14 protein-coding genes and 1 pseudogene are annotated in these 12,033 nt (G+C 75.1%); 9 read left to right on the top strand and 6 right to left on the bottom strand.

The window, feature by feature from the left end; translation table 11 throughout:
- The first annotated feature begins 47 nt into the window (after positions 1-47).
- The 7 genes from ACERUN_RS03090 (at position 48) to ACERUN_RS03060 (ending at position 3,894) form a co-directional block, all read left to right on the top strand.
- Positions 48-440: a VOC family protein gene (locus ACERUN_RS03090; protein WP_370288227.1), complete on the top strand. Its 393-nt coding sequence runs from the start codon at positions 48-50 to the stop codon at positions 438-440.
- Between the two features lie 48 nt (positions 441-488).
- The gene (locus tag ACERUN_RS03085; RefSeq protein ID WP_370288226.1) at positions 489-1,253 is read left to right on the top strand and encodes a hypothetical protein; all 765 of its coding nucleotides are present in this window, start codon (positions 489-491) and stop codon (positions 1,251-1,253) included.
- Between the two features lie 150 nt (positions 1,254-1,403).
- Positions 1,404-2,126, top strand: coding sequence for a hypothetical protein (locus ACERUN_RS03080; protein WP_370288225.1), 723 nt, complete (start codon positions 1,404-1,406; stop codon positions 2,124-2,126).
- Positions 2,123-2,590: a phage holin family protein gene (locus ACERUN_RS03075; RefSeq protein ID WP_370288224.1), complete on the top strand. Its 468-nt coding sequence runs from the start codon at positions 2,123-2,125 to the stop codon at positions 2,588-2,590. The genes ACERUN_RS03080 and ACERUN_RS03075 overlap by 4 nt, the downstream gene beginning before the upstream one ends.
- The gene (locus ACERUN_RS03070; RefSeq protein WP_370288223.1) at positions 2,587-3,213 is read left to right on the top strand and encodes a DUF3618 domain-containing protein; all 627 of its coding nucleotides are present in this window, start codon (positions 2,587-2,589) and stop codon (positions 3,211-3,213) included. The genes ACERUN_RS03075 and ACERUN_RS03070 overlap by 4 nt, the downstream gene beginning before the upstream one ends.
- Positions 3,214-3,350: 137 nt before the next feature.
- Positions 3,351-3,554, top strand: coding sequence for a DUF2945 domain-containing protein (locus tag ACERUN_RS03065; protein WP_370288222.1), 204 nt, complete (start codon positions 3,351-3,353; stop codon positions 3,552-3,554).
- 1 nt (position 3,555) lies between these two features.
- On the top strand, positions 3,556-3,894 hold the full coding sequence (locus ACERUN_RS03060; RefSeq protein ID WP_370288220.1) for a DUF3140 domain-containing protein: 339 nt from the start codon (positions 3,556-3,558) through the stop codon (positions 3,892-3,894).
- A gap of 10 nt (positions 3,895-3,904) precedes the next feature.
- Here ACERUN_RS03060 and ACERUN_RS03055 read toward each other — a convergent pair whose 3' ends face one another.
- From ACERUN_RS03055 to ACERUN_RS03040, 4 genes are read right to left on the bottom strand one after another with little or no spacing between them, the layout of a single operon-like run.
- Positions 3,905-4,975, bottom strand: a complete 1,071-nt coding sequence (locus tag ACERUN_RS03055; RefSeq protein WP_370288219.1) for an ABC transporter ATP-binding protein — start codon at positions 4,973-4,975, stop codon at positions 3,905-3,907.
- On the bottom strand, positions 4,972-5,787 hold the full coding sequence (locus ACERUN_RS03050; protein ID WP_370288218.1) for an ABC transporter permease: 816 nt from the start codon (positions 5,785-5,787) through the stop codon (positions 4,972-4,974). Before ACERUN_RS03050 ends, ACERUN_RS03055 begins: the two co-directional genes overlap by 4 nt.
- Positions 5,784-6,647 (bottom strand): hypothetical protein, encoded by an 864-nt coding sequence (locus ACERUN_RS03045; protein ID WP_370288217.1) that lies wholly within the window; start codon positions 6,645-6,647, stop codon positions 5,784-5,786. Before ACERUN_RS03045 ends, ACERUN_RS03050 begins: the two co-directional genes overlap by 4 nt.
- The gene (locus tag ACERUN_RS03040; protein ID WP_370288216.1) at positions 6,644-7,885 is read right to left on the bottom strand and encodes an ABC transporter substrate-binding protein; all 1,242 of its coding nucleotides are present in this window, start codon (positions 7,883-7,885) and stop codon (positions 6,644-6,646) included. Before ACERUN_RS03040 ends, ACERUN_RS03045 begins: the two co-directional genes overlap by 4 nt.
- Before the next feature lie 167 nt (positions 7,886-8,052).
- Between ACERUN_RS03040 and ACERUN_RS03035 the strand changes: the two genes are divergently transcribed.
- On the top strand, positions 8,053-8,682 hold the full coding sequence (locus ACERUN_RS03035; protein ID WP_370288215.1) for a CDP-alcohol phosphatidyltransferase family protein: 630 nt from the start codon (positions 8,053-8,055) through the stop codon (positions 8,680-8,682).
- Positions 8,679-9,365 (top strand): TVP38/TMEM64 family protein, encoded by a 687-nt coding sequence (locus ACERUN_RS03030; RefSeq protein WP_370288213.1) that lies wholly within the window; start codon positions 8,679-8,681, stop codon positions 9,363-9,365. The genes ACERUN_RS03035 and ACERUN_RS03030 overlap by 4 nt, the downstream gene beginning before the upstream one ends.
- On the opposite strand, the gene ACERUN_RS03025 is transcribed toward ACERUN_RS03030, so the two are convergent.
- Positions 9,356-10,486: an NAD(P)/FAD-dependent oxidoreductase gene (locus ACERUN_RS03025; protein ID WP_370288211.1), complete on the bottom strand. Its 1,131-nt coding sequence runs from the start codon at positions 10,484-10,486 to the stop codon at positions 9,356-9,358. The two genes, ACERUN_RS03030 and ACERUN_RS03025, sit on opposite strands and share 10 nt — an antisense overlap.
- A gap of 172 nt (positions 10,487-10,658) precedes the next feature.
- A pseudogene (locus ACERUN_RS03020) lies at positions 10,659-11,945 on the bottom strand (NAD(P)/FAD-dependent oxidoreductase); the annotation flags it as partial.
- Positions 11,946-12,033: the final 88 nt, after the last annotated feature.

The raw sequence follows: 12,033 nt of genomic DNA, 5'->3' as shown, positions 1-12,033 counted from the left end.
AGGCGCGCGCCGCGCGCGACGTGGCTCGCTGGTGCGAGGATCGGTGCATGCGCTACAAGCTCGAGCTCGTGCCGTTGCCGGTCGCCGATGTCGATGCCTCCCTCGCCTTCTACCGCGACACCCTCGGCTTCGCGGTGGACATCGACGTGGAGCCCTCGCCGGGGGCGCGCGTCGTCCAGGTGACGCCGCCGGGCTCGGGCTGCTCGCTGGGGTTCGGCACCGGGTTCGAGGTGTACCGCGGCGAGCCCGGATCAGTCCGCGGGCTGCACCTCGTCGTCGAGGACGTCGACGCAGCCCGCGCGGAGCTGCTCGGCCGCGGCGTGGCGGTGAGCGAGGTGCGCGACTACGGCCGCGGCGTGCGCGGGGCCGACTTCGCCGACCCCGACGGCAACTCCTTCGAGCTGCAGGAGATGGCCTGGCGGCGTGGAGCCGCCTTCTAGTCTTGGTCGGGACGTCCTGAGCGCCGGGAGCGGAGGAGGTGACGGACGATGACCGATCCCTGGCAGGTCTTCGAGGTGCGGTTGGCCGCCTACCTCACGACGATGCTCGACTCCTCCGACCGCCTCGACCTCCACGTGCCGAGCGCGGACGACGCGTCGGCGCGCGTCGTCCTCACCGCCGAGGACGCCGCCCGGGCGGCCGACGTGGCGAGCCGCACCGCCGTCCAGCTGCGCGACGGCCACCAGCTGCCCCACCCCTCCCTGCTCACCGCGTCCGCGCAGGGCCCGGCCGCGGCGGGTGTGGGGGTGCTCGGGCTCGCCGACGCCGAGTCCGTGGGCGCCGACCGGCTGGTCGAGGACGCGCCGCCGCGCCTCGAGCACGTCGTGGTCCAGGACGCCGAGGTGCTGCGCGAGCTGGTGCTCGAGCACCTGCGCGGCCGCGACCCCGAGGCCGACCTCGACGACGACGGCGACATCCGCTTCATCTACCGCGGCCTCGCCGCGACCCACGGCGAGATCGGCGGGTACCTCCGCATCCCCGACCATGAGCCGGTGCCGGTGATCGGCCTCTTCTCGGTGCTGATGCACAGCGTCACCAGCACCAATGCCGACGTCGAGCTCAACGTGCTCAACCGCAAGTACCGCTGGTCGCGCTGGGTCCGCTACGGCCAGCACGTCGTCCAGGAGCTCTCGGTGCCTGCCGTGCCGTTCGACCCCACCCTCCTCGACGCCCTCACCGATGTCTTCTTCGCCGACCTCGTGCACGTGTGCGTCGACCTCGCCGACCGGGTCGGCGGCACGCTCACCGACTGATCGGGCTGCTCCGGCGGGCACGGGTCTTGGTCGGTCAGCCAACCCGCCGACGGCCCGTGGACGACGCGCCGCCACCGCGCGCGTCTCAGCCGACGAGGCGTCGGGTACCGGTCGCGACCTGTCCACGAGCGACACCTAGAGAGGTCGACGATGACGACACAGCACGACAGCGACCGCGCCCAGGAGGGTGCAGGAGCCGGCAGCACCACCGACACCGGTACGGCCGATCAGGCTCGCCGGGCCGCCGGCACCGCAGCCGACGAGAGCCGCCACGTGGCGGAGGTGGCGCGGAGCCAGGCGAGCGAGGTGGCCTCGACCGCGCGTGACGAGGCGCGCAACCTGATCGACGAAGCGCGATCCTCGGTCCAAGACCAAGCCCGTTCGCAGCTCGAGAGTCTCACGAGCACTCTGCAGGGCTTCGCCTCCGACCTCGAATCGCTGGCGCAGGGCGACGAGCCCGGTAGCGGGCTGGCGCGCGAGGTCGTGACGCAGGCCAGCGAACGCGCGCGGGACCTGAGTCGACAGCTGCAGGGTCGCGATCCCAGCGACCTGCTCGACGCGGCGCGCGGCTTCGCCCGACGTCGCCCGGGCACCTTCCTGCTCGGCGCGCTCGCCGCGGGCGTGGTGGCCGGACGACTTGCCCGCGGCAGCGCGACAGCCGCAGCCGGCCCGGGCTCGGCCGGCTCCGCGAACTCGGACGACGCCCACGTCGGCTACCCGTCGCCCACCGACACCGAGCTCGCCGCCGGCGTCCGCGCTGGAACGCTCACCGGTGAGCCGCTCTCCGGGGTCGAGGCCACGGCTGTCGACGTCCCGCCGCCCCCGCACGCGCCGTTGGCCGGCCTGCGCACCCCCGGGGGGACGACGCCGTGAGCACACAGCACGATCCGAGCGTCCCGCCGCCACCCGCGCCGTCTCCTGCGCACGCCGGACCCGCCGGCACCGATGAGACGGCGGATGGTCGCTCGCTCGGTGACCTCGTCGGCGACATCGCGCACGACCTCTCCACCCTGGTGCGCCAGGAGGTCGACCTCGCCAAGACCGAGGCGCGCAGCGAGATCGCCCGCGCGGGCCGGGGTGCCGGTCTGTTCGGCGGTGCCGGCATCGCCGGGCACCTCGCCCTGATCTTCGTCTCCCTCGCCGCCGTCCTCGGCCTCGGCCACTGGCTCGACGCGGCGTGGGCCGCATTGATCGTTGGGGCGGCCTGGGCTATCGCAGCGGCTGGCCTCGCGCTCACCGGTCGGAAGGCTTTCGCCCGCCTCACGCCGGCACTCCCCACCACCCAGCAGACTCTCAAGGAGGACGCCCGATGGGCTCAGCACATGAAGAACGGATGACCGCAGAGGTGGCCGCGACCACCCCCACCTCGGGCGAGATCCCGCAGGAGATCGAACGCACTCGCGCCGAGTTGTCCCGCGACGTCGACGCGCTCTACGACAAGGTCGCTCCCGGCCGGGTCATCGGACGACGCAAGGACGCCGTCCGCGGAAAGCTCGGCTCGATGCGTGACACGGTGATGGGCACCGCAGGCTCGGCGGGCGGCGCCGCCGGATCCACCGCGAGCCATGTGGCGCACTCGGCCACCGACGCAGCCCAGGCACTGCCTGGCGCGGTCCAGGACGGCGCGCACAGCGTCGTCCACACCGCGGAGCGGCGGGTCGAGGGATCACCCCTCGGAGCGGGCCTGCTGGCCTTCGGCGCCGGCCTGGTCGTGGCGGCGCTGCTGCCTGCGAGCGAGCGCGAGGCCGCGGTGGCAGGGCGGGTGAGCGAGGCCGTCAAGGACTCGCCCCTCGCCGACCAGGCCGCCCAGGCCGCCCGCGACGTGGGGGAGGAGGTGCGCGCCGCCGCCGCCGACGCCGCGCAGGAGGTGAAGGCCGGCGCGCAGGATGCCGCTGGCCAGGTGGCGGACGAAGGTCGCAGCGCCGCGGCCCACGTGCGCGAGGACGCCCCGCTCGGCTGATCTCGGCTGATCTCCCGCCGTGGCACCACTGATCTCGGGTACGCGGACCGACAGCGACCCGGTTCTGACGGCTGCATCCCCTCCTGCCGGGTACCTCGGCCCCCGACAGGGCGAGCCCCGAGCAGGAGGAGGCAGCAATGCAGGAGTTCAGCAAGGGTGACCGGGTCACCTGGAAGAGCCACGGCGGCACCGCCGAGGGCGAGGTCGTCCGCAAGGTCACCAGCGACACCGAGCTCGCCGGTCGCACCGTGCGCGCCAGCAAGGACGAGCCGCAGTACCTCGTCAAGAGCGACAACGGCGGCGAGGCGGTCCACAAGCCCGACGCCCTGAGCAAGGCCTGACGTGGCGCAGACCCGGGAGTCGGTGGCCGAGGTCTGGGACGACTGGCAGGACGCGGTCAACCTCACCGCCGCCGAGCTCGAGAAGTTCCTGCAGACCCCGGAGTCGAAGGATGTCGGCGACAGCGGATCGGGCGGTGAGAGCACCGGCCACGCATCCGGTCGGCGCATCGTGAAGATCCTGCGCGCCAACAAGACCGACCTCACCGACGACGACGCCGCCCACATGCGCAAGGTCGTCGGTTACGTGCACCGCCATCTCGCGCAGCGCCCGAAGGGTGACGTCAGCGACTCGGCGTGGCGCTACTCGCTGATGAACTGGGGCCACGACCCCGAGAAGTGAGGCTGGGGCGTCAGCCGCTGATCGCCCACCGCCCTCCGACGTCCGCCCCCTCATCGAGGACGACGCGCAGCCGCGCCCCCGCGGGGGGCGGGGTGACGCCCACGCCGAGCTCGACCTCGACGGCGTGCCCGTCGTCGTCCACGAGGGCGAGGAGGGTGCGGGGCCCCGCGGCGCGTGCGCCGACCACCCGCGCCTCGACCCCCGCAGCTGTCGAGGCGGCCGGAAGAGCCGGATCGGCCACCCGCAATGCCTCGCGCCGCAGCAGCAGCGTCGCCGGGCCGTCGACGGCCTGGCAGCCGTCAGCGAGCCGCACGGCACCCCACACGGAGCGATGCACGCCGCCGTCGATCGAACCTGGCACCTCGGTGAAGCCACCCACCAGCCGCGCCACGGCGAGGGTGGCGGGCCTGCTGTGCAGCTCTGCCATGGCCGCCTGCTGCTGCACGCGCCCGTCGACGAGCACGGCGACCTCGTCGGCCCTGGCGGCCTCGTCGAGGTCGTGGGTGACGATGACGACGGTGGGCGACAGCTCGCGGCGCACCTCGCCCAGCAGCTCGTGCATCGCAGCGCGCAGGGGGCGGTCGAGCGAGCTGAAGGGCTCATCCAGCAGCAGCACACCGCGGCGTGCGGCGAGGGCGCGGGCCAGCGCGACCCGCTGCTGCTGACCACCCGAGAGCTCGCCCACGCGACGTCGTGCGAGGTCGTCGAGGTGCACCAGCCGCAGGTACCTCTCGGCGGCGCGGCGGGCCTCGCGGCGCGCCAGGCCGGCCATGCGGGGGCCGAAGGCGATGTTGCCGAGCACGTCGAGGTGGTCGAAGAGGAGCGGTGCCTGGAACATGACGGTGAGATCGCGTTGCTCGGTGGGCACCTCGGTCACGTCCGTGCCGCCGAGCAGCACCCGTCCGGCTGCGGGTCGCTCGAGCCCGGCAACCACCCGCAGCAGCGTGCTCTTGCCCGAGCCCGACGGGCCGACGACGGCGAGCATCCGGCCCGCGGGGACGTGCAACGACAGCTCGGAGAGGGTCGCGGCCTCCGCGCGCGGATAGTGGTGCGTGACGCCCTCGAGGGAGAGGTCGCTCATCGTGCTCGCCTCCCGCGGCCGGTGGCCCCGGCCAGCAGCACCAGCACCACCGGCGGCACGAGCGTGGCCACGGCGAGCGCGGCGGTGACGGGCTCGTTGCCCGATCCGGCGGCGGCCGAGCCGAGCAGCACCGGAGCGGTCACCAGCTGCCCGCCCCCGATCAGCACCGTGACCACGTAGTCGCTCCACCCCACCAGGAACGCCAGCAGCGCGGCCACCACGATGCTGCCACGCAACGCGGGCAGGACGACCTGGCGTCGCGCCCGACCGGGGGTGGCGCCCAGGGCTCGAGCCTGCGCGGCGAGGTCCGGTGAGGTGCGCGCGAACCCGGCCGCCGTGGTGAGGGCGGTGTAGGGCAGTGCCATCGTCGCCAGCACGAGGACGACGGCCAGCCGGTCGGGCACGCCGACGCGCAACACGACCACGTCGAGCCCCATCGCCACGGCGAAGGCGGGCAGCACCAAGGGCAGCAGGAGCACGGTGACGAGCAGTCCGCGACGCCGCACCAGCCCCCAGCCGAGCACGCGCCCGAGCATCAACCCCAGCGGCGTGGCCAGTGCCGCGACGGCGAGTCCGAGCCCGGCCGAGCGCAGGAGGGCGGCGGGCAGGCCGGCGTCCACGGCCTCGCGCCAGCCGACGAGACCCCACGCGCTCGGCAGCACGTCGGGGAACGGCCAGCGCTCGGCCGCCGCCCACACCAGCACGGGCAGCAGGGGTACGAGCAGCCACGCCAGCGCCAGGGCGCCGACGGCTCCCGCGGCCCACCGGCGTCGACGATGGGTGTGGCCAGCGACCACGGCTGCCGTGGTCATGCCCCCACTCCCGAAGCCAGCGCTGCGCGCAGTCGCGGCAGGGCCACCAGCGCCGGCACCGCCAGCAGCAGGGCGAGCGCCGAGCCGGTGGCCGCCGCGGCTGCTGCGGCGGCGCGGTCGTCGAGCTCGATCGAGCCGAAGAGCCGGTAGGCGAGCACGGGCAGTGGCTCGGGGGAGGCCCGGCCGAGCAGCCACGCCACCTCGTAGGAGCCCACGGCGTAGACCAGCGTCACCAGCGAGGACGCCGCCAGTGCCGGCAGCGCGGTGGGGACCAGCACCCGCGTGACCCGCTGCCGCGGACTCGCCCCCAGCCCGGCCGCCACCTGCACGCGCTCGCGGTGGCCGGGCGCCACCGCCGCGAGGACGACGAGCGCCACGAACGCCGACTCCTTCCACGCCAGTTCGAGCACGGTGGCTACCGGCAGCGGCCCGCCGACGAGGGCTGGCCATCCGGCCTCGGCGCCGACGCCGGAGAGCAGCCGCGCCCCCAGGCCGCCGTCGCCGAGCAGCAGCCCCACCGAGGTCGCACCCACGAGGTGCGGCACGGCGAGCGCCACCAGGCAGGCCGCGCGCACCAGCACGGCCGAGCGCCCGGGGCGGAGCATCAGCGCGCACAGCGCCAGTCCGATCCCAGCCGCGAGCACGGTGGCGGGCAGTGCGATGCGCAGTGTCTCGGCCACGCCGGCCAGCAGGTCGGGTGCCGCCGCCCGCCAGCCCTCGCCGGTGAGCGCGGGCTCGCCGTAGAGCGGCATCAGCCCGAGAGAGGTCGCGAGCACGGCCACCATCGCGGTGCCGGAGACGGCCGTGATCGCCACGACTCCCGGCAGGGCGCCGGCGGATGACTCGCGGGCGTGCGTCATCGCCGCCCGAGCACCTCGCGGCGCCACCCGTCGTCCAGCGGGGCGACCCAGGCGGAGGAGAGCTCGGGCTGCGCCTTCTCGGCGAGCTGCTCGTAGGGCGGCACGACGGGGGAATCGGGCAGGACGTCGAAGCGGTCGACGTCCGCGGGGTCGAGGAGGTCGGGGTCGAGCACGGTGAACTGGCCCCACACCCGCGGGTCGGCCTTGGCCGCCTGCTGCTCGGGCGAGAGCGCGAGGTTGGCCACGACCTGCGCTCCCGCGGAGTCGGGGGAGGAGGCGGGGATGGCGAGGAAGCTCGCGTTGCCCACCGTGCCGTCGGTGGTGGTGAGCACCTTGGTGGTGGCGGGGAAGGTGCCGTCGGCGACGAGGTCGGTGAGGGTTGCCGGACCGTAGGTCATCGTGAAGTCGACCTGACCGTCGGCGAAGAGGCGGTCGAGCGCCTGCTGGTCGCGCGGATAGGTGCGACCCTCGCGCCACAGCGACGGCGCGATCGCACGCAGCCGCTCGAACAGCCGCGGGGTGAGGTCGTCGAAGGCCTGCTGGTCGAAGGCGGCCGGCACCTCCGCCGGGCCGCCGGCGAGCCCGTAGAGCGCCTGGCGCACGAACACCGAGCCGGTGAAGTCGGGAGGTGCGGGGTAGGTGAAGCGCCCCGGGTGCTCCTCGGCCCAGGTGAGCAGCTCGGCCACCGTGGACGGCGGGTCGCTCACCCGCGCGGAGTCGTAGGCGAAGGTGAACTGGGCCTTGTGCCAGGGCGCCTCGCAGCCGTCGACCGGCACGCCGAAGTCCTCGGCCACCAGCGGGTCGTCCTTGCTGACCAGCGCGGCGTTGGGCAGGCGGTCGGCCCAGCCGCACAGCCACGCGTCGGCCTCGCGGCCGGTGGCGAAGTTGTCGCCGTTGACCCACACGAGGTCGACCGTGCCCTCACGCTCCCCGGCCGCGCGCTCGGCGAGCAGACGACGCATCGCGTCCTTGGTGTCGGCCACCGGCACCCGGCGCAGGGTGACGCCCAGCTGCTCGGCGGCGGGGGCCAGCACGTCGTCCACGTAGGCGTTGCCGCGGGCGTCGCCGCCGAACATCCACAGGTCGACGGTCTGCCCGCGAGCCTCGTCGAGCACCTGCGACCACGGCTGCTGCTTCGACGCCGTGGGCGCGGCGGCGGGAGCGCTGCAGCCGGCGAGCGCAGTGGCGGCCGCTGCGAGGCCGAGCGCGACGGCAGCGGCGCGGCGCTGACGGGTCATCGTGGGTCTCCTCGCCGTGGTCGGGTGCTGCCGGTCGGTTCGAAGAGTAGCCACGACCACCGATTCGTCGGGGGTGGCTCCGGTGGATGGGTCGGAGGGGCCGGGCATGCTGGAGCCGGACCGGTGGCATCGGAGTCGTCGGTCGACCGGCGGGGAGGAGGTGGGCGATGTTCGACGCCGTGCTGCGCCGCCGGCTCGACGAACCGCTCGCCCGCGTCGCGGGCGCGATCGACGTCCCCGTCGTCACGCCCGACCGGTTGAGCCTCGCCGGCCTCGCCCTCGGCCTCGCGAGCGCCGTGCTGGCCGCCACCGGCCAGTGGGGCTGGGCGGCCGCAGCCTGGGTGGTCTCGCGGGTGGTCGACGGGCTCGACGGCGCCCTCGCGCGGCATCGCGGCCGGTCGTCGCCGGCCGGTGGCTTCCTCGACATCACGGCCGACTTCGTCGTCTATGGCGCGGGCGTCGTCGGCGTCGCCATTGGCAGCGTGCCCGCGTCGGCCGGGCCGGGCGACTGGTTGCCCTTCGCCGCGGTGCTGCTGGCCTACTACGTCAACGGCGCGGCCTTCCTCGCCTTCTCCTCCATCGCCGAGCGCACCGGCCACCAGCTGGACGACGGCCGCTCGCTCAGCTTCCTCGGCGGGCTGGCCGAGGGCGGCGAGACGGTCGTCGTCCACACGCTGTGGCTGCTGCTGCCCGCGCACGCTGCGCTCATCGCGAGCATCTGGGCGGGCGTGGTGGCGGTGAGCGCGACGCAGCGGATGGTCGGGGGCTACCGCACCTTGAGCAGGCCCACACGATGAGCGAGCACGCACCGGGCGCGAGCCGAGGCGACGTGCTGCGGCTCGTCGCCCTGCTGGCGGTGTTCGTCGCCGTGGCGCTCGCCCTGCAGCTGAGCGGGTGGGACGGGCCGCAGCGCCTGCGCGAGGCGGTCGACGGCACGGGAGCGTGGGGCGTCGTCCTCTTCGTGCTGGGCTACGCCGCGCTCACCCTGGTGCCGGCGCCCGCCTCGGTGCTCACGCTCTCGGCCGGCGCACTGTTCGGGCTGTGGTGGGGCGCGCTGCTCGCCTGGGTCGCGGCGATGCTCGGTGCGCTCGGCGGCTTCGCGCTCGGACGCCGGCTCGGTCGCTCCGCGGTCGACCGACTGCTCAGCGGCCGACTCGCCCAGGCCGACGAGGTGCTGCGCCGCCATGGTCTGTCCGCCGTGCTGGCGGTGCGTCTGCTGCCGCTCTTCCCGTTCACCCCGCTGAACTACGCCTGCGGTCTGCTCGGCGTGCGCGGGCGCGACTACACGCTCGGCACCGCTGCCGGCATCGTCCCGGGCGCGCTCGCCTACGCGGCGGTGGGTGCTTCGGGCGCCGACCCGGTGGGCATCGTGGTCGGCGTGGCGGTGCTGGTGCTGCTCACCCTCGGCGCCGGGCGGGTCGGCCTGCGACTGCTGGGCTCGAGCAACGGCTCAGAGGGCGACGACGAGCCTCAGGAGTAGCGCGCCAACCAGCGCCGGTCGATCGAGCGCTTGAGCAGCAGCGCCGAGCGCCCCGCCCACCACCACCGACCGCGCACGGCGAGCCCCGTGTCGCCGAGGTCGATCACCGCCAGCGCTCGCTCCTGCGGTCGGTAGACCGGAGCGCCGGCGGTGGGCTCCGTCGCGCGCGCCAGCAGCGCCTCCAGCAGCACCGGACCCTGCCGCACCCCGTGCACGCCGACCTTCGGGAGCGGCCGCGGCAGGAAGTCGGCGCAGTCGCCGGCGGCGTACACGTGGTCGTGGTCGCGGTGCTGCAGGGTCGCTCGCACCGGGATCCCGCGCGGCCCGCCCAGCGGCGCGCGCCGCGCGAGCTCCACCGGCACCAACCCCGCCGCCACCACCCGCACGTCGACGTGGCACCCCTGATGCGCCGGCGTGGCAGAGATGATCCCTCCAGGTGGCAGATCCGCGCGCTCCTCACCCGCCCCCGTGTGGACGACGACGCCCCGCCGTCGCAGGGTGCGCTCCACCCATCGCCGCGCCCCCGGCGGCAGGTCTCCCGCGATCTGCGGCGCCTGCTCGACGAGGTGGACGACGCCCACCTCGCGGCGCGCGGCCAGCTGCGCCGCGAGCTCGATCCCGCTCGCGCCGGCGCCGACGACCTCGACCGTCCAACCACCGGGCGGTGGCGGCGCGGCGAGGTGCTCGCGCAGCCGGAGCAGACCGTCGAGCGGCTTGATCGCCACCGCGATCGCTCCGGCGGACGGCGGGGCCGCGGGCGGCGTCGAGAGCGGCGCCGATGGCGCAGCCGTGCTGCCGATGTTGAGCGAGGCGATGTCCCAGGCCACCGCGGTGCCGTCGTCGCTCACGGCCGTGCGGAGCTCGGGGTCGAGCGCGGCCACGGTGCCGACCACGTGCTCGATGCCGGCGCGAGCCGCAAGCGCCGCGACGTCGATCCGGTTGCTCGCGTGCGCCGCCGGGTCGAGCGCCGCCGCCACCGCACCGCCGCTGTAGTCGAACCACCGGGGCGCCACGAGGGTGATCGTGTAGCCGGCTCTCGTGAGCCGCTCGGCGTGGAGCAGCAGGTGCAGGTGCGCGTGCCCGGCGCCGATCAGCAGCAGCCGCTGCCTCTCCTCCCCCACGCGGGGTCGCGCGCCTCGGTCGGGTCGCGCGACGCCGCACGCGCACGAGGGCGCCGAGCCCGCGCTGCACGAGCGGGCCCTCCAGCTGCTCGCGGACGTCGGCGAGCGCCGCGTTCCACGGGCCGTCGTTCCACGTCGGGTAGGCGTGGACGACGCCCGCCAGGTCGCGCGTGCGCAGACCCCGCTTCACTGCGAGCACGAGCTCGCCGAGGCTCTCGCCCGCCCGCGGACCGACCACCGTGGCGCCGACGATGCGCCCGCGGCTGTCGAGGGCGAGGCGCGTGAACCCGTCGGTGGTGCCCTCGGCGACGGCGCGGTCGACGTCCTCGTGGGGGAGGGTGACGACGCGGACGCCTGGGGGTGGCGCACCGGTCGCCACGCCCACGGCCGCCACCTCGGGCCGGGTGTAGGCGACGCGCGGCACCACCGGGTCGACGCTGCGCCGCACCCCGAGCACGGCGTTGCTGGCGGCGAGGCTGCCGTGCGAGCCCGCGACGTGGGTGAACTGCGGGTGCCCGGTGAGGTCGCCGGCCGCCCAGATGCGATGGTTGGTCGTGCGCAGGTGGTCGTCGACGAGCACGGTGCCGTCGTCGCGCACCTCCACACCGGCGGCGTCCAGGCCGAGGTCGGCGGTGCGCGGGCGTCGTCCGGTGGCGACGAGGATGCGGTCGACCTCGAGGCTGCTGCCGTCGCCCAGGTGCAGGCGGCTCGCCTCGCCTTCCTGCTCGACCCGCGCGACGCTGCGTCCCAGTGCGACCTGCGCGCCGTCGGACTCGAGCGCTCGCTGCACCGCCGCGGCGGCGTCGGCGTCCTCGCGCGGGAGCAGGCGTGGGCCTTGCTCGATGAGGGTGACGCTGCTGCCGAGGCGGGCGAAGGCCTGCCCGAGCTCGCAGCCGATGCTGCCGCCGCCGAGCACCGCGAGGCGGGCCGGCAGGGCGGTGAGGTCCCAGACGGACTCGTTGGTGAGTGGGCCTGCGGCGGTGAGCCCGGGGATGTCGGGCACCGTCGGCGCCGCGCCGGTGGCGATCACCGCCCGCAGGAAGCGCACCGGCTCGCCGTCGATCTCGAGTCGGTCGGGGCCGGTGAAGCGTGCCGTGCCTTGGTGCACCACCGCGCCCGTCGCCTCGATGGAGACGGGGGAGTCGACCGGTTCGATGGTCGCGATCGCGCGTTGCACGTGCGCCATCACCTGGGCGAAGTCGACCGTGACCTCGGGTGAGTGGACGCCGAAGCGGCCTGCCTGCCGTGCCTCCGCAGCCGCATGGGCGGCCGCCAGCAGCGACTTGCTCGGCACGCACCCGCTCCACAGGCAGTCGCCGCCGGTGCGATCGCGCTCGACGAGCAGCGTGCGGGTACCCAGGCGCGCCGCGGTCTTGGCGGCCACCAGCCCCGCCGTCCCGCCACCCACGACCACGAGGTCCCACACCGTCTCGGCTCCGTCCCCGTGCACGCTCCCCATCCTCGCCGAGATGGCAAGCATGGTGCGCCGAGAGGGCGCGATCCGGTCGTCGAGAGGGCGCGATCCGGTCGCCGAGAGGGCGCGATCC

The organism is Nocardioides sp., from assembly GCF_964229035.1.
In the GTDB taxonomy this organism is placed as follows: domain Bacteria; phylum Actinomycetota; class Actinomycetes; order Propionibacteriales; family Nocardioidaceae; genus Nocardioides.
The sequence above is the reverse complement of the archived record's forward strand: the minus strand, read 5'-3'. Positions and strand labels throughout refer to the sequence as shown.

Bases quoted from the DNA above. Each gene is read 5' to 3' on its own strand.
- ACERUN_RS03090 (WP_370288227.1), top strand. From the start codon at position 48: ATGCGCTACAAGCTCGAGCTCGTGCCGTTGCCGGTCGCCGATGTCGAT.
- ACERUN_RS03085 (WP_370288226.1), top strand. From the start codon at position 489: ATGACCGATCCCTGGCAGGTCTTCGAGGTGCGGTTGGCCGCCTACCTC.
- ACERUN_RS03080 (WP_370288225.1), top strand. From the start codon at position 1,404: ATGACGACACAGCACGACAGCGACCGCGCCCAGGAGGGTGCAGGAGCC.
- ACERUN_RS03070 (WP_370288223.1), top strand. From the start codon at position 2,587: ATGACCGCAGAGGTGGCCGCGACCACCCCCACCTCGGGCGAGATCCCG.
- ACERUN_RS03065 (WP_370288222.1), top strand. From the start codon at position 3,351: ATGCAGGAGTTCAGCAAGGGTGACCGGGTCACCTGGAAGAGCCACGGC.
- ACERUN_RS03055 (WP_370288219.1), bottom strand. From the start codon at position 4,975: ATGAGCGACCTCTCCCTCGAGGGCGTCACGCACCACTATCCGCGCGCG.
- ACERUN_RS03050 (WP_370288218.1), bottom strand. From the start codon at position 5,787: ATGACCACGGCAGCCGTGGTCGCTGGCCACACCCATCGTCGACGCCGG.
- ACERUN_RS03045 (WP_370288217.1), bottom strand. From the start codon at position 6,647: ATGACGCACGCCCGCGAGTCATCCGCCGGCGCCCTGCCGGGAGTCGTG.
- ACERUN_RS03040 (WP_370288216.1), bottom strand. From the start codon at position 7,885: ATGACCCGTCAGCGCCGCGCCGCTGCCGTCGCGCTCGGCCTCGCAGCG.
- ACERUN_RS03035 (WP_370288215.1), top strand. From the start codon at position 8,053: ATGTTCGACGCCGTGCTGCGCCGCCGGCTCGACGAACCGCTCGCCCGC.
- ACERUN_RS03030 (WP_370288213.1), top strand. From the start codon at position 8,679: ATGAGCGAGCACGCACCGGGCGCGAGCCGAGGCGACGTGCTGCGGCTC.